General features: G+C 41.9%; 11 protein-coding genes. 9 read left to right on the top strand and 2 right to left on the bottom strand.

From position 1 onward, the window contains the following. Positions 1-16 precede the first annotated feature (16 nt). From glgX to FIS9605_RS0108630, 9 genes are all read left to right on the top strand, one after another. Positions 17-2098, top strand: a complete 2082-nt coding sequence (gene glgX, locus FIS9605_RS0108675) for a glycogen debranching protein GlgX (protein ID WP_026732241.1) — start codon at positions 17-19, stop codon at positions 2096-2098. A 566-nt stretch (positions 2099-2664) separates the two neighbouring features. After that, complete coding sequence (locus FIS9605_RS0108670; RefSeq protein WP_231510270.1) at positions 2665-3897, top strand: efflux RND transporter periplasmic adaptor subunit; 1233 nt, start codon at positions 2665-2667, stop codon at positions 3895-3897. Between the two features lie 12 nt (positions 3898-3909). After that, complete coding sequence (locus FIS9605_RS0108665; protein ID WP_026732239.1) at positions 3910-7131, top strand: efflux RND transporter permease subunit; 3222 nt, start codon at positions 3910-3912, stop codon at positions 7129-7131. A gap of 117 nt (positions 7132-7248) precedes the next feature. Then, complete coding sequence (locus FIS9605_RS0108660) at positions 7249-7482, top strand: hypothetical protein (RefSeq protein WP_026732238.1); 234 nt, start codon at positions 7249-7251, stop codon at positions 7480-7482. Between the two features lie 85 nt (positions 7483-7567). After that, entirely contained in the window at positions 7568-8962 is a 1395-nt protein-coding gene (locus FIS9605_RS0108655) for a hypothetical protein (RefSeq protein ID WP_026732237.1), read from the top strand. Between the two features lie 530 nt (positions 8963-9492). Further along, positions 9493-11001: an AAA-like domain-containing protein gene (locus tag FIS9605_RS0108650; protein ID WP_026732236.1), complete on the top strand. Its 1509-nt coding sequence runs from the start codon at positions 9493-9495 to the stop codon at positions 10999-11001. A gap of 424 nt (positions 11002-11425) precedes the next feature. Continuing rightward, positions 11426-12559 carry an AAA-like domain-containing protein gene (locus FIS9605_RS36595; RefSeq protein ID WP_082209742.1) on the top strand — a complete coding sequence of 378 codons (1134 nt, stop codon included), beginning with the start codon at positions 11426-11428 and terminating at the stop codon, positions 12557-12559. 241 nt (positions 12560-12800) lie between these two features. Further along, positions 12801-13076 (top strand): SemiSWEET family sugar transporter, encoded by a 276-nt coding sequence (locus FIS9605_RS40705; protein ID WP_072032372.1) that lies wholly within the window; start codon positions 12801-12803, stop codon positions 13074-13076. A 1355-nt stretch (positions 13077-14431) separates the two neighbouring features. Further along, positions 14432-15535: an ATP-grasp domain-containing protein gene (locus FIS9605_RS0108630; RefSeq protein WP_026732233.1), complete on the top strand. Its 1104-nt coding sequence runs from the start codon at positions 14432-14434 to the stop codon at positions 15533-15535. Positions 15536-15557: 22 nt separating this feature from the next. On the opposite strand, the gene FIS9605_RS0108625 is transcribed toward FIS9605_RS0108630, so the two are convergent. Next, positions 15558-16061, bottom strand: coding sequence for a lipocalin-like domain-containing protein (locus FIS9605_RS0108625; protein ID WP_051469956.1), 504 nt, complete (start codon positions 16059-16061; stop codon positions 15558-15560). A gap of 114 nt (positions 16062-16175) precedes the next feature. After that, the gene (locus tag FIS9605_RS0108620; RefSeq protein ID WP_026732231.1) at positions 16176-17039 is read right to left on the bottom strand and encodes a dioxygenase family protein; all 864 of its coding nucleotides are present in this window, start codon (positions 17037-17039) and stop codon (positions 16176-16178) included. Positions 17040-17042 lie beyond the last annotated feature (3 nt).

The raw sequence follows: 17042 nt of genomic DNA, 5'->3' as shown, positions 1-17042 counted from the left end.
CCTCTTGAACCAAAAAATGAACATAAACTCTTCAAAGCCAATCTTACCTGGTGAATCTTTTCCCCTTGGTGCTACCGTTTATCCCAACGGAGTGAACTTTTCTATTTTTTCTAGCTGTCAAGCACTGGAGTTATTGCTTTTCGATGAACCAGATGCACCCAAGCCAAGCCGTGTAATCCAGTTAGACCCCAAGCAAAACAGAACTTTTTATTATTGGCATGTCTTTATACCAGGAATAGGGTCAGGGCAAATCTACGCCTATCGAGCCTATGGATCTTATACACCAGAAAAGGGACTAAGGTTTGATGGCAGTAAAGTACTGCTTGACCCCTACGCCCAAGTAATTGTGAATTGGGAAAATTACAACCGCGAAGCAGCTAGACCTTTCGGTGTAGATAACTGCGCTCAGGCGTTAAGAAGTGTAGTTGTAGATATCACTACCTACGACTGGGAAGGGGATAAACCCCTACGAACGCCCCTTGCAAAAAGCGTTATCTACGAACTACATGTAGACGCCTTTACTCGTCATCCCAACTCTGGCGTTGAAGTTGAAAAACGCGGTACCTATGCTGGATTGATAGAAAAAATTCCTTACTTAAAAGAGTTAGGAGTTACCGCAGTAGAGTTACTACCCGTCCATCAATTTGATCCACACGATGCACCTGCGGGTCGCCATAACTACTGGGGCTACAGCACCATTGGCTTTTTTGCTCCCCATAGCAGTTATAGTTCTCGTCGCGATTCGCTCGGCCCTGTGGATGAGTTCCGCGATATGGTCAAAGCCCTACATCGGGCTGGGATTGAGGTGATTTTGGATGTGGTCTTCAACCATACAGCAGAAGGTAATCACGATGGGCCGACACTGTCATTTAGAGGGCTGGCGAACCAAGCTTACTATATTTTGGAACCAAACCAAACCTACTACAGTAATTACAGCGGTTGCGGCAATACATTGAAAGCAAATAATCCAATGGCTGCACGCATGATTATTGATAGCCTCTACTATTGGGCTTCTCAGATGCATGTGGATGGATTTCGCTTCGATTTAGCAACTGTCTTAGCTCGTGATGAATTTGGTCGCCCTACTCTTTATTCTCCCGTTCTTTGGGCAATTGAGACCAGCCCAGCTTTAGCTACTACAAAGGTGATTGCAGAAGCATGGGATGCAGCTGGACTTTACGGGGTAGGGCAGTTTGTGGGATCTGCTCAGCGTTTTGCCGAGTGGAACGGCCCCTTCCGGGATGATGTGCGCCGATTTGTGAAAGGTGATACAGGTTCAGTTGGTCGGTTAGCAGCTCGCATTATGGGTAGTCCAGATATTTACCCGCGACTAGATTATCAACCCTATCGCAGCATTAATTTTGTTACCTGCCATGATGGCTTCACCATGAATGATTTGGTTGCTTATAACTATAAGCACAACGAGGCAAACGGTGAAGATAACCGCGACGGTGCTAACGACAACTACAGTTGGAACTGCGGAGTCGAGGGAGAAACAGACGATCCGGCAATAGAGGCGTTACGTCTGCGACAGATCAAGAACTTTTTGACAATTCTGCTTTGCTCCCAGGGAACACCAATGCTGCTGATGGGGGATGAAAACCGACGGACGCAACGAGGGAACAACAACGCTTACTGTCAGGATAACGAACTAAGTTGGGTTGACTGGAGTAAAGTTAAAAAACACGCAGATTTACTGCACTTTGTCAAGGCACTGATTCAATTTACCCAGTCGTTGGAAATATTTGAGCAAGAACGTGTCCTCAGCGTCACCTATGGCAGTCATGAACCTCATCTGGTTTGGCATGGTGTGCAATTGGGGCAACCAGATTGGTCGAACAATTCCCATAGCCTGGCATTCAGCTTGCGCCATCCAGAGCGGAGCGAGCATTTGCATATTATCCTCAATGCCTATTGGGAACCGCTCCAATTTGAACTGCCACTTCTCGGTAGTCAAGAACGCTGGTATCGAATTGTGGACACTGCTTTGCCCTCTCCTGATGATTTTTGCGAACCGAAGGCTGCATCAGTGGTAGAAAGTGATGCATATCGAGCAGAAGGGCGATCGTCTGTTGTGCTGATGGCGATACAAAAATAGATAGAATTAATGTCATCACATCAATGATTGTGTATGTTTGTTTGCAACGATCGCGATCGCCTGCATATATTTACTACCCTAACTGCATGACTGAAAAGAACGCTTGCAATCTTACTTCTTTTTAGGAGTATCTTTTCACTAAAATTTATCTGGCGATCGCCATCGTATTTTTAATTAATTTTATCGTCTTAATCGCTACAAAAGGTAATTGAATATTGCATTTAAATAGCTTAACTGACTGACTTATCTGTCTTAACTGGCGTATCTATAATGCAATGCACTGGCGTAAAATTTAAAATAACCTTAGTTAAAATCCGAGGTTTTAAATTTAGTTAATTCCTAAAAATTTCAGTAGATTGAGAGATTGAATATTTAGCTTTTCGCTAACGTTTTAGTCCTATTTTGTTACGAGTTGTAGAGGGATAGGTAAAAAGCTCATCACCTTGCTTACATTAGGTTTTATGGTGCAGATTAGCTTATCAACTCCAATATCCTGATTCAGATGCTAAGGAAATCTAATCACTACAATGTTGAAGCATATTCATAAGCCAAATATTAAAAGTCAAGTGAATAGCTCTGTTATCCCCACAGTGTTAGGAGTAACGCTTCTTGTTTCTGGATTGGCTACAGCTTGCGGTAAAGAAGATTCTTCTGCGGAGGCTACCGCTACTCCCTTAACACCAGTGAAAGTGGCGACACTAGAAAAAGAAACGCTAGTAAATAGTTCTGATTTTCTTGGAAATCTGCAAGCATCTCAACGAGTTGAAGTTAAACCAGAAATCCAGGGACGAATCAAGGCAATTAAAGTTAAAGAGGGCGATCGCATCCAACAAGGTAAATCGATCCTGTCGCTCGAACCCGATCAAACAGTACCGCAATTACAAGGCGCTCAAGCTGGTATTAGTGAGGCAAAAGCAGCCTACAACACAGCCCAACAGCAACTGCAAGTGGCACAGGCACAGCTAGCTACTGCTCAATCAGACTATCAATTGGCAAACACTAACAATCAACGGGCAAAATTTCTAGTCAGTCAGGGAGCAATTGGTCAATACCAAGCAGACGAGGCAGCCAATAACTTGGCAACAGCAAAAAATAAAGTCACAACTGCCCAAAAGCAGGTGACAGCGGCTCAAGCTCAAATTAAACAGGCGGAAGCAGCTATTCAACAAGCCCAGGCACAAGCTGATGTTGCCAGCGTAAGTGTGAACTTTAAGGAAGTAGCCGCGCCCATTGCCGGATCAATTGGTGATATTCCAGTGAAGGTGGGAGATTACATCACTACAGGACAAACAATTACGACTATTACTAAAAACGACTCTCTGGATCTTAACATTTGGATTCCCTCCAACCGTTCAGCCCAACTACGCCCAGGATTGCCAGTACAGTTATTCGATCCCACGACCCAAAAGCAGTCAGCAACTGGGAAGATTAACTTCATCTCTCCCAGGGTAGATCCCACTCAGCAATCCATCTTGGTCAAAGCCCGCTTTCCCAATAGTGGTAGGTTGCGGGACGGGCAATACGTGCAGGCAAAGGTGGTTTGGGATAAAAAAGCTGGTTTTTTGGTTCCGACTACTGCAATCTCTAGGATTGGCGGTACAAGCTTTGTGTTTGTAGTGGAAGAACAAACTACACAAGATGGCAAAACTCAGCAAATAGTACGCCAACGCCAAGTGAAGTTGGGTGACGTTCAAGAACAAAGTTATCAGGTGCTGGAAGGTTTGAAATCTGGGGAAAAGATTGCAACGTCAAATATCCTGAAGTTGAAGGATAACGCCCCCGTTCAACCGGAGTCGTAGGAGCAAAAGAGGATGTCAGTAGCCAATAATTTTATCAAACGCCCTGTGCTGACGACGGTTTGCACAATTCTGATTGTGCTGATTGGGGCAGTTTGTATTCCTTTGTTGCCGATTAATTATCTACCCGACATTGCACCGATCCAGGTGAACGTATCTGCGGGCTATACAGGTGCAGATGTGGATACGGTCGAGAACACCGTTACCACAATCCTGGAGCGAGAGATCAATGGTGTCGAGAACATGGAATACATGACCTCGAATACCTATCCAGGCACAAGCCAAGTATCAGTATTATTCCCTACGAACACTGATAAAAATATTGACCAAGTAAACGTGCAGAACCGAGTAGCACAAGCACTGCCACAACTGCCATCTGTAGTGCAGCAACTCGGTGTTTCCACAAAAACTGCTTCTACCAGTATTCTGCAAGTTTACAGTTTCTATGCCGAAAATGGCGAATATGATGGCATCTTTATTGGTAATTACCTGGATCTCTACGTTACCGATGTACTCAAGCGGGTTCCAGGAGTCGGGGATATCAGTACTTTTGGTGACAAGCCAAACGCCATGCGACTTTGGCTCGATCCGAATGCACTGGCGAGTCGAGGACTGACAACTCTAGATGTGGCCAATGCCCTGAAGTCGCAAAACATTGTGATTGGGGCAGGTTCAATCGGTCAGGAACCTGTACCTGAAGGACAAACTTATCAAATGCCACTGCGGATTCAAAGTCGATTCAAAGATACCTCTGAGTTTGAGAATCTTGTCATCAAAACTGGCAGTAATGGTTCAACGATCCGCCTCAAAGATGTTGGTCGGGCAGAACTTGGGGCAGAAAACTATAACAGTAATGCGTTGGTGAAAGGTAAACCAGCTGTGGGGCTGGCGATTTACCAATCACCAGGAAGTAATGCGCTGGACTTGGCTGAAAACATCCACAAGACAGTGGAGGAATTGCAGAGAGATTTCCCACCAGGGTTGAAAGCGGAGGTTGTATACGATACCACTGCTTTCATCGAAATCTCCGTTGAAGAAGTATTTAAAACTTTGTTGGAAGCCTTTGTGCTGGTGGTGCTGGTCATCTTTATTTTCTTGCAGGACTGGCGCACTACAATCATTCCTTTGGTTGCAATCCCAGTATCGCTGATTGGGGCGATGGCATTTGCTTTTCTGTTTGGGTTCTCTATCAATAATCTCACTCTATTTGGTTTGATTTTGGCAACAGGTCTAGTGGTGGATGATGCCATTATCGTGGTGGAGGCTGTTGCTGCCAAGATGGAACAAGGTATGAAGCCCAAGCAAGCTACCTTTGAAGCAATGCAAGAATTGACGGGTGCTATCATTTCCATGTCTTTGGTATTGATGGCGGTATTTATTCCGGTAGCATTTTTTCCTGGTTCAACAGGAAAGTTGTATCAGCAGTTTGCTTTGGTGATTGCTTTTTCGATCGCTGTTTCCTGTTTCAACGCTCTCAGTTTCAGCCCTAGCATGTCCGCAATTCTGCTGCGATCGCAACATGCTGAAGGAAGGGGGCCGCTGAACTGGTTTTTCAGAAAGTTTAATCGGTTCTTGAACTGGTTTATTGGTCAATACAAATCCTTTGTGAAGTTTCTCATCGGTATCCGCTATATAGTCATGGCGGTATTTGTAGCAGGCTTGTTCGCTACTTACTACATGTTCGGTCATGTACCTACGGGCTTTGTGCCTAATGAAGACCAAGGAGTTTTCTTAGGAATCATCCAGGCACCTGATGGCGTTTCCCTGAGTTACACCGACAAGGTAGCAAACCAAGTTCAAAAAGCACTAGGTGAGATTCCCGAGGTTGAAACTTACTTCACTGCTACAGGTGCAGGTCTAAGTGGGGCAGGGCCAAACCAAGGTTTATTCTTTGTCAAGCTTCAACCTTGGGAAGAACGAACCACAAAAGAGGCAAGCGTTGATGGCGTCGTGAAACGCTTGAACCAGAAACTTGCCCAAATTCAGGACGCCAAAGTATTTGCATTCAATATCCCACCAATCCCAGGATTTAGTGCTCAAGGTGGTTTTGAATTGCAACTTCAGGACAAAACAGGTGGCAAATTCTCGATTGATAACTTTTTGGCGATCGCCAATGACATCATTGCCAAAGCTAACCAAAAACCTGCATTGCAGGGACAAGTTTACACCCAGTTCACTGCTGGCACACCCCAACTTGAAATTAACATCGACCGCAACAAACTAGAAGCTCTAAATGTAGACTTCCAACAAGCCTTGCAAACCTTGAGTGCGGCGATTGGTTCCAGTTATGTCAACGATTTCACTCTGGGAACCCGTAGCTATAAAGTGTACGTACAAGCAGATGGAAACTACCGCAATTCTCCAGACGACATCAACAAACTCTACGTCCGCTCCCGAGATAACAAGATGGTTTCTCTTGGAGAGCTAGCAACGCTGACGCCAATTACCGGCCCGCAAATTATTAACCACTACAACGGCTATCGCTCCATCAATATTCAAGGACAAGAAGCACCAGGCTATAGTAGCGGACAGGCGCTGCAAGCAATGGATGAGACAGTCAAACAAGCAGCGGTGCCAGGAATTGGTAGTGACTGGATTGGGTTAGCGAAGGAGCAGCTTTCAGCTGGTAGCCTTGGCGCTCTCATCTTCTTGTTCGGGATCATCATGGTGTTCCTCACCCTTGCTGCTCAGTATGAGAGTTACATTGACCCGTTGATTATTCTACTGACGGTACCCTTGGCGCTATTGGGAGCGTTGGTTGCGCTTGATCTCCGGAGTCTCATCAACGATGTTTATGCAAACATCGCATTAGTAATGTTGATTGGTTTGGCGGCAAAAAACGCCATTCTAATCGTGGAGTTTGCCAACCTTGGCCGCGAACAAGGCATGAGCCTTGTGAAGGCAGCTGTCACAGCCGCAGAAGAACGCTTCCGCCCAATTGTGATGACAGCAGCGGCTGCTTTGGCTGGATTTTGGCCCCTTGTTATTGCCAGTGGTGCAGGCGCTGCATCCCGTGTTTCACTGGGTACAGCACTGTTTGGTGGTTTGCTATTGAATACAGTTTTAGCATTGCTAGTTGTACCAGTGTTGTATGTAGTAATTAAAGGTTTGGAAGACCGCTTCTTGAGTGGTAAACCTCCTCAACCACCAGAGCATCTAGATTCTTCAACTTCTGATTCAGCGGCTCATCCTGAACTACAGCAAACACAGCCAGCTCCCAGGTTCCAGAGTGAGTGAAGCAAGAAAGCAGAGGAAGAGTGGGGGAGTTGGGGAGTGGGGAGATGGGCAGAATAACCACTAAATTACTAACCACTAACTATTGACCAATGACTAATGACTACTGACTAAGGGAGTATGAACATCAAACGCATCATTTTCTCAGGTGTAATAACTGCCTTGGTGGGTGCTGGAATCTGTTTAGTACTTGCCAAGATTTTTCGTACTCCCTATACCAGTAGCAGGTATCAGAACTTAGATCGCACTTACGCCACTGTAGGCGCGATCGGGGGATTATTAGTTGGAGCAAGTCAGGAAGCATTGCGGCAATTAAAAAAGCAACGAGATGAGGAAGAATTGAGGCAGAAGTAGTTGGTTGTTGGTGGTTGGTTGTTGGCGCTTCCAAACAACAAACAACAAACAACGAAACAGGTGATTTGTCTGTCAATGGCAGGATATGAATATAAATATAAAAAGACCAAATTTCAATCAATACATAAATAGATTTAATTCTTGGTTAAATCAGCGGCAGTTCCATCTACTAGAAGAAGCATATAAAGGAGCGCAAGAGATTAAAGCTATTGAAGATAAATATTTTAATGGGGGTAAAATTGTCTATACTTCTAAGCAAAGCAAAACATTTTTTGATTATGTGCAAAGTTTACGCGATCGCCAACTCTGGAGAATCCGCGTTAATCTAGCTCAATTCCGCCTTGGTAGTTACTTTTTACGCAATCAGCCTTTAGAGGAAGATGCCAACCAAAATACCTCAGCACAACCACTAATTATCACTGCGGTTAATGAGGAACAACAGCCAGCTAACACTGTGACTGCCAGCTTAGAAGAATCTGTAATTTTGGAAAAGCTGAATTTTATTGATTCAGTTGTTAGTAAATATCGGGAAGTTTCAGAAGCGGAAGAAGAAATTCCTGTAATTAGTCCTGAAATTTCTAAGCCTATAACTCCTACTTCTGAAAAACTTCCTGTTTCTAATCAAGAAACTAACCAAGAAGCGATCGCTAGAACAATTGATATCCCAACAATAGAAGCTAATTCCAACCAAAATAAACGGAATCGTTCAGGCTTTTTTTTGGGAGGATTTTCTTTAGGTAAGGAACTTACGCCAGAATACGAACAGCAAGTTGTCAGAGAAATTAGACTGCGTCGTAAACAAGATAGAATGGCCATTCGCTGGCTACTGATATTATTAATAGTTCCTATTTTGGTTCAAATGGTCACTAAAAATTTGATTTTTGAACCTTTACTTGGTAATTACAGTGATAAAAATCCGACTAAAATTGAACTGAGTAGAGAAATCCAGGAAAACTTTGTAGCAGAATTTAGCGCTATCAAAGTGGGTCTGGAAATTCAACAGCTACTGGGGATAGTACCACCAATGACTCAAACTGAGCAACATCAGCGGCTTGAGGAAGCAGCTATCGACCTCTGGCGAGAATCACGTGAAGAAGAACTGAACGGTATCAAAAATCTTTTAGCTGATGGTATAGCTTTGGTTAGTTTTGCTGGACTAGTCTACTTTAACAGAAGTAAGCTAGCAGCAATCAGGAATTTTTCCAATCGAACTTTTCTAAGTCTCGGCGATCCCACCAAAGTCTTTCTCTTCATCCTGATTACTGATATGTTTGTTGGGTTCCACTCAGCAGAAGGATGGGACGTGCTGTTGCAAAGCTTTACTCATCACTTCGGACTTCCGGAAAATGAGGCGGCTGTCAAAACGTTCATTGCTACAGTTCCTGTAATCATTGATTCGTGCATCAAGTTTTGGATTTTTAGCTATTTAACACGCTTCTCACCATCTGCATCTGCAATTTACGAGCGGATGAATACTTAGAATGTCTTGAAAATTTCATTTACTTAGTACAAAATTCCACACCAACAACTGTTGATCAATTCACAATCTCCAAGATACTTTTATTACAATTATCATTCGGAATTTATTGATAGCTTGAGTTTGGTTATAAGTAAGTACTAAATTCGGAAAATTTCTTTCTTATTACATGTGCGGATAGAAATTGCGAATTAGACTAAGCATGTTATATGCAGCAAGGAATAATTTATAATTTGCTCCTCTACATGCTTTCCTAAATGTATTCTTATGTGTTTATACAAAATTCCGTAAATCATTATCATAATTTGATTTTTATATTAAATGGCTTTAAATCACAAGATAAATTGTAATCAATATAACAATAGTTTATGTATTTAGACATTTGATCTGTGAGTCAGCTTGATATTAATATATTGTTTATTTTTAAAAAAGCGTTGCAACCCTCAGTTCCAGTTACAATAAGGTGTACGTATTCCTAATTGCCTAGATTTGCATATATCAATTGAAGTAGATAAACATCTATCTACAGGTATATGGAACATCAAAAATCAAAACGCATTCGTGGTGTAATTTTAACTGCCGCAGGTCTTAAACGATTGCAAGCAGCGATTGAATCAGCAGAAATACAGGAGAAAAATGGAGAACGTTTTACTCAAGAAGAACTCAGCGAGCGGATGAAAGTTTCTACCAAAACTATCAGCCGATTGTGGTCTCTTACTACTGGACTAGATCAACGTACTCTGAAATTTTGTTTTGGTGCCTTTAACCTCGATTTAAGAAAAGAGGATTACACATGCTCAGATAAAAGTAATGATTTAAACAAATCATTTGAATATATCCATGCGTTAGAAAACCAAGAAACTGTAGATATTTACTCATCCGAAGATTACATTGTTGAATCAGAACGACAAACACAAAAGTTAATCAAAAATTCAACTTGCTACCAACCTCTAGCAGCAGTTTTGAAATATCCCAGTGGACCAGTGCCATTGGACTCAATTTATTACATTCCTCGTCCCCCTATTGAAGAATTGGCTTATCGAGAAATTACCCAACCAGGATGTGTCATTCATATAAAAGCACCTAAAGAAATGGGAAAAACATCTCTCATGTTTAGGGTTTTGGCACGCTCAAAAGCTTTGGGTTATCGGATTGTGAGTTTGGATATCAATCAAGTTGATGTTGCTATTCTCAGCAACCTTGACAAATTCTTGCGGTGGTTATGCAAGAGTGCCTCTGTACAATTGAATCTGGAGCCGAATCTAGACGAATACTGGGATCGGGAAACTGGCAGCAAGGTGAGCTGTAGCTTATACTTCAAAAATTACCTACTGGAGTCTGTAGAAACTCCTGTTGTTCTGGCATTAAATGAAGTAAATCGGATTTTTAAATGCCCTGAATTAGCTCAAGAATTTTTATCCCTGCTGCGTTCTTGGCATGAGGAAGCTCAACAAGAGGAGACTTGGCAAAAACTACGCTTAGTCGTCACTTATTCTACAGAATCTTATATTCCCTTAAATCTCTATCAATCACCTTGCAATATAGGATTACCACTGCAATTACCAGAGTTTACCCATTCCCAAGTAGAGGAATTGGCAGAACGTCATGGACTTAATTGGCGACAGAACAATGAAGCTGAGCAACTAATGGCAATGGTTGGAGGACATCCGGCTTTGATACGGATTGCTCTTTATTACCTTTGCCGTCAAGAAGTGACGTTATCAGAACTGTTACAACAAGCGGCTACAGAAGTGGGTATTTATCGCACTCATTTGCGACGACTATTAGCAAATCTGCAAGAAAACCCGATTTTAACAGAAGCTCTTGAAGTTCTGCTCTCATCAGAAAGCAGTATATTCCTAGAACCAGTTGTTGCTCATCAATTAGAGAGCATGGGATTGGTGAAGTTTCACATGGATGGAATAACTATTAGTCGAGAATTGTATCGCATTTACTTTAGTAAGCATTTATATAACGGCAGACTCAGAGCTATCCATTCGTGTAATTCCACCTACAAAACTTTCATCTCTAGTTCGTCTTAGTTGCTTATTCTAAAAATAGGAATTAGGGGCTAGGCAACATACGTTTTCATCATGAATATTGGATCGTGTAATCATATAGGGGTGTGTTTTAGAAATGAGCTATAAACAAAGAGATAACGCGACTAACTTGACTTTTGTTATAGAGATTTGCGAAAATAAAAACGATTATCACTTTTGTAAATAAAACTCCTCGGCTAGATAAAACTCCTCGGCTAGATCAAATAGAAAAGTAACCTACACTTTTGTTTCATTCAATTACTAATACTCTCTTTTCGATCCTTGAGCAGAGGCACAAGTGTAAGTACGTTCGCTGCAAAAATTCTGTATGATTTTTGCCGCACAGAGGAATGTTTGTGCATATTTCCTTAGTACATTAAGGCGATCGCACAATTCATAAATTACTACATCACATCCATACAATGGGATGAGTAAATACTTCTATAAAGTTGGTGGCTGTTTAAGAACAGGTGACTCCAACTACGTGTTGCGTAGTGCTGACTTAGAGGTCTATCGCGTTCTTAAAGCTGGCCAATACTGCTACGTCTTCAATTCACGACAGATGGGCAAATCTTCGCTGCTTGTTCGTATGCGCCATAATCTGCAACAAGAAGGATATCACTGCGCCTTCATTGACATGACGCGAATTGCTAGTGACAACATTAATTCGCAGCAATGGTGCAAGGGAATAATCATTAGTCTCTGGAGCGGGCTAAAACTAGTTAAATGTGTAGATTTTAACACCTGGTGGCGTAAACATGAGGATCTCTCGATGCTGCAACGCTTGAGTCTGTTTATCGAAGATATACTGCTTGTCAATATTCCTCAGGGTCAGATTGTGATCTTTTTTGATGAAATAGATAGCATCCTCGGCTTAAATTTCGCAGTTGATGATTTTTTTGCCTGGATTCGCTTTTGCTATGACCAAAGAGCTTTGAATTTGTCATACAATCGCCTTTGTTTTGCTTTATTTGGGGTAGCAAGACCTGACGATCTGATCCAAGATAAAACAAGAACACCCTTTAATATAGGTCAAGCAATCGATTTGCAAGAGTTTAAGCTAGAAGAAGCAGAAATTTTAGCCAAGGGATTTGAAACAAAAGTAAATAATTCCCAAGGTGTCTTGGCAGAAATTATGGCATGGACAGGAGGGCAACCTTTCCTGACACAAAAGCTTTGTCAGTTAGTCATCCAAACTATAGAAAAAATGCCAAATTCTAGTCTGATGATATCTCCAGGTACAGAAGCATCCTGGGTAGAAAATGTAGTGCGAGAATCTATTATCGACCGATGGGAATTACAAGATGAGCCAGAACATCTGCGGACAATTCGCGATCGCATTCTTAGAAATGAGCAATGTGCGAGCAGAATGCTAAGTATCTATCAGCAAATATTGCAAAATGTAGAGGTGCCAGTTGATGATAGTCGCGAGCAAATCGAACTGCTGCTTAGTGGTTTAGTGGTAAAACAGCAAGGATATTTGCAAATCAAAAATCGTATTTACCAAGAAGTTTTTAATCTCCAATGGCTCGAAAAACAATTAGCTTTTTTTCGTCGTTAGGAATTCATTGCGGAGTAATTTCATCTGATGGGATTTGATACAAATCATACTTTTACCAGCCCATCATAAATTTTTGCAACATAACCAAAATTATCTCTTTCAAATCATGCTGAAAGCGTTAGCTCTAAAGATAGAGTAGCTTTTGTAATGACTTTAGCAACAATAATGTGGTAAGTTTTAACCAAAGGTTTCTGGTACTTGCATAGGATCAATTATCCAAAAAACCGGGGTATAAACAAAAATGGAAGTTAATTTTACAACCACTTTAGGAATAACAGCAGGAGTGCTGACTACTATTGCCTATATGCCTCAACTCATTAAAACTTGGAAGTCGAAATCAGCCCACGATCTTTCTTGGAGTATGCTGATTGTTCTGTGTACAGGCATTATTTTATGGCTGATATATGGCTTTTCTGTTCACGATATTCCCATCATTTCCGCTAACATCGTGACCTTCCTTTTAGCTTCTATGATTTTGTTACTGAAGATTAGGTATAGGTACACCAAGCAAGAGTAGCTGCACTATCAGCGTAAACACCTCGGTGGTTCCGGTATGGTCTTCTGAAAGAGAATCCCACGCTTCAATCTTACAATCTTCCATAAAAAGGACAAGAAGGATAAGGGAAGGAGGAATGGGGTGATGGGGAGAGTCCAGTTTCATATTCTTCCCAGTGCCCCTTATCATCATAAGGTTCCCACCTCATCCTCTCCCTTGTCTTACCCATAAAGACAATTTCTGAATACTGAATCGATACTCTAGCCTTAAAAAGACGGAATTTTTGCATAAAACTCCCTTCATACATCCTTTTAATTTCTCTTTATGATATGAGTATAAAATTCATTTTAAAAGTTCATAAATTGAGATATAAATTCACGCAAATTTTTCAAAAAATTATACAATTTTGAAAAAATAATGCGACAAATAGACATTGTAGAGACGCGCCATGGCGCGTCTCTACATCAAGATGTGTTGTAAACATTTATTAAATCGGTATTAGTTGATATTATCTCTTATGAGCAACAATACAAAGCAACTTTAAAAATAAATGCTCAGTATTTTTATTTAGTAAAAATCACAGACAATATCTTTTAATTAGAGAAAAGAGTATGGCAATATTGGTAGTGAACTAACAGAGGCTAATCATGGATATCACGCAGGCGATCGCATACGCATAATAAATCTCAGCCCCTTTAAATACTGTCATTGCGTGAAAAGTTCTTTCCTCATGGGAATTTTTCGGCGCTTCTTTCTGCTGTTACTCAAAAACAATAAATATAATATGCGCTATCGACTGCAAGCTGAAAAAGGTAAAACTAAAATTTATAATTCTACCAACATTATCTTAGGTACAGTATCTTTCACCTTGCTACTTACTTGCACTTCTTGGACTTTAAAGTTTCTAGTATCTTATCTCAGTTCAATATCCATCTCAAGTCATCCTACCTCGATTCCCTGGATCAGTAATCAGCCTAAATGTGAGCATACAGGTAGGACTTGGCGTAATGGTAAGTGTTGGGATTACGAACACAATATGATGTTCTAAACGCAATTTTATTAACACTAAAATCAATACTGTTGATTGTTGCTATCTAGTTATACAAAGTTTTTGTATATATTTACACGCCTTGTTAAAATCCGGTTCCTTATTGCTTCCTGAAGAACAACAGTTGTTAAGTGAAGAATAAATATTTAACGCATGGCTAGAGACTAAAAATCTCTAGGTGTTTAGCGAAGGTAGTATCTCTAAACAAATATCGTTTCCTAATATCTGTCTGTAGATAGATTTTTATGTTTTCCTCTGGTGAGAGTATAAATTTTAAAATGATCATTTCTCGCTAGTTTTCAGTTAACCTGACAGTACAGATTAAAAAGTGACTCGCCATACAATTTTCAACCATGACATCATGGTCTGCACCAATGAGTCTGTGACAGGGAATCATCTTTATTGTGGTAGGGTGCTAGGTTTGACTGAACCAGAGGATATTATTCAGTTGAACCCAGATTTAAAATCACAATGGAATATTATTACCGAACACTATGGACGCATAGGTTTAAGCCATAGCAAAAATGCGATCTGGGATGTCTCGCTGAGAATCTTGGAAGACTATCCTGACTATGATATTTCCCTTTTCTTTTTTGGCAACACTACAAGCAAAGTCGATTGTGACGAAGACTTGTTTCGCAAGCTAGATTGCGACTGGTTTAACGTAGTTAAGTTTATGAACTCCAAGAACAACTTTATACAGCTTGCACAACAGCTTGGAGTTAGCGTTCCTCGAACGTTTTGTTTTGAAAACAAAGCTGCGATTAAAGACTTATCTGATTTTCCCTATCCGTGTTATTTCAAAACTGCCATTTCTGTTAATGGCGTTGGGATTAGCCGATGTGAAAACCCACAACAGCTTTCCTTGATTCTAAAAACCTTTCCCAATGAAATACCTTTGCAAATCCAGGAGGAAGTAGTAGCTTGCTCTTTTTTAAATGTGCAATACTCTGTTGAGGCTTCAAAACTTCAACGTCTTGCCATAACTTCTCAAATACTTAATGATTGCACCCATATCGGTAATTGCTATCCCAGTGAGCATCAACCTTGGGAAGCTGTTGAATCAATGGCCGAGTGGATGGCGCAACGTGGAATGAAACAGATATTTGCTTTTGATGTTGCTGTTGTGGAAGATGCAACACAAACACGTTATCTGCCAATTGAGTGCAATCCACGCTTTAATGGTGCATCATATCCCACAGGTATTGCTAACAAGCTTAATATCACTAGTTGGAGGTGCGAAAACTTTAAGACGCGATATTGCTCACTCGAAAACCTTGATTTCAGTGATATTGAGTTTAATCCTCAAACTAATACAGGTGTTGTGATAGTCAACTGGGGCGCTATTCTGGTTGGAAAACTCGGTATTTTAATTGCTGGAACTGACGAACAGCAGAATGAACTGAGAACGTTGTTGAAACAGCGATTATGAGCAATTGATATACTTCCTGTACTTATAATATTGTGTTTGTTTGAATACTTGATATTGGCTCTACGCGCTCCCACATCAGCTCGAAAACTTTCGAGACATTACCGCTCATCGTTGGTGGCGTCTTCAGCGTGATTCGGTTCCCGTTCAAGGTGAAGGTACGAACCAAATCTGTACCGACTCGATTGGGGATCGATGCTATCTCTACGTGGTGAGTAACAGTATTATCACTTAGAGCATAGGTTACTGCGTAGGCATTGAATGATACAAACGCCTGAGCACGTTCTTCAAGTGGTACTGAATGTATGTTGCTGGTGAATGGTGAGCGGATATCTGCACTGAATGGTAGGCGATCGCTCCTTGAGAACAGAACCATCATCCGACCTTCAGGAGTGTAGGTGATGTAGCCACTTGGGTTGGGCCCATACGCTTCAGCATCGACTGTTCCGTCAGGACTAATAGCGATCGCCGAGATTAGTTTCCAAGTTCCAAGCAAAGGGTTATTCTGAGTAAAAGACTGACCAGACATGACTAACTCCAACACAAGCAGCACAGTTCGCTCATTATAATTTTCTCAGACCTTAACCCTTTACAGTTGGGTTAGGATCAAGTTAGATGCTTTTTGCCACGTCTGTCTCAACGGTTACGCTGGACTCAGAACAAAGTCGAACTCAGTCGTATAAAACAGTTTATCCCGATTGGCTGCCTTAAGTTCCTCGGGTGTCTCATGTTTTTGCAGTTTGACGATCGCGGACTTCACCGAGAAAGTTGTATCCGAGTCGAGGTGGGGATCGCCATCAATAAATATCTGCGTGGTCAATGGGGTGTAGCCTGGGGCACTTAGCTTGAAGTGGATGTGTGCAGCCCGCCAAGTATGCCGCCCCAACAGCCGCAGCACCTGACCGCATGGCCCGCTAGCTGGGACGTTGTATCCTAAAGGCACAACGGTCTCAAATGTATATTTGCCGTCCGTATTTGTCCGGTAGCGACCTCGAAAATTGCCGTCTAGTTGGTTAGAGTCTTGGATGTCATAGAGTCCCTTGGAATTCGGTTGCCAAACGTCAACGAGCGCATTGGCAATTGGCTGGCCATTCAAATCCAAAACGCGACCTGACAACAAGAGCGTATCGCCATCCTCATCGATTCCGAGGCGATCGCCCATTTTACGCTCTGGTGCGTCTGATACGTATGTAGGGCCCTCCAGATTGCTTTCTGTAGCTGTACCACGGTCTGTATCGTGCAACAGTTCCACCAGTTCTGAGATTCCCAGCAGGTCTGTCAGCATGTGGATCTCGCCGTTAGGTATCTCTTGGGTGTGGTGACTCGCCCGATTGAGGAAATCGCGCCCGAGTTGCAATTCTTGCTCGGTGAGATTTACCTCCCGCACGAAGGCGTGCAGATGTGTAACTAGGCTCTTGTAAATCTCGTAAAGTCGGGGGTGCGCCTTGCCTCCATCACCGTGGTCAATCACTGCCTGGGTGATATTGTCGAGAGTGATGTTATTCATAAC

It is taken from the genome of Fischerella sp. PCC 9605 (assembly GCF_000517105.1).
In the GTDB taxonomy this organism is placed as follows: domain Bacteria; phylum Cyanobacteriota; class Cyanobacteriia; order Cyanobacteriales; family Nostocaceae; genus PCC9605.
The sequence above is the reverse complement of the archived record's forward strand: the minus strand, read 5'-3'. Positions and strand labels throughout refer to the sequence as shown.

Coding starts and splice junctions, on each gene's coding strand:
- glgX (WP_026732241.1), top strand. CDS start 17: ATGAACATAAACTCTTCAAAGCCAATCTTACCTGGTGAATCTTTTCCC.
- FIS9605_RS0108665 (WP_026732239.1), top strand. CDS start 3,910: ATGTCAGTAGCCAATAATTTTATCAAACGCCCTGTGCTGACGACGGTT.
- FIS9605_RS0108660 (WP_026732238.1), top strand. CDS start 7,249: ATGAACATCAAACGCATCATTTTCTCAGGTGTAATAACTGCCTTGGTG.
- FIS9605_RS0108655 (WP_026732237.1), top strand. CDS start 7,568: ATGAATATAAATATAAAAAGACCAAATTTCAATCAATACATAAATAGA.
- FIS9605_RS0108650 (WP_026732236.1), top strand. CDS start 9,493: ATGGAACATCAAAAATCAAAACGCATTCGTGGTGTAATTTTAACTGCC.
- FIS9605_RS36595 (WP_082209742.1), top strand. CDS start 11,426: ATGAGTAAATACTTCTATAAAGTTGGTGGCTGTTTAAGAACAGGTGAC.
- FIS9605_RS40705 (WP_072032372.1), top strand. CDS start 12,801: ATGGAAGTTAATTTTACAACCACTTTAGGAATAACAGCAGGAGTGCTG.
- FIS9605_RS0108625 (WP_051469956.1), bottom strand. CDS start 16,061: ATGTCTGGTCAGTCTTTTACTCAGAATAACCCTTTGCTTGGAACTTGG.
- FIS9605_RS0108620 (WP_026732231.1), bottom strand. CDS start 17,039: ATGAATAACATCACTCTCGACAATATCACCCAGGCAGTGATTGACCAC.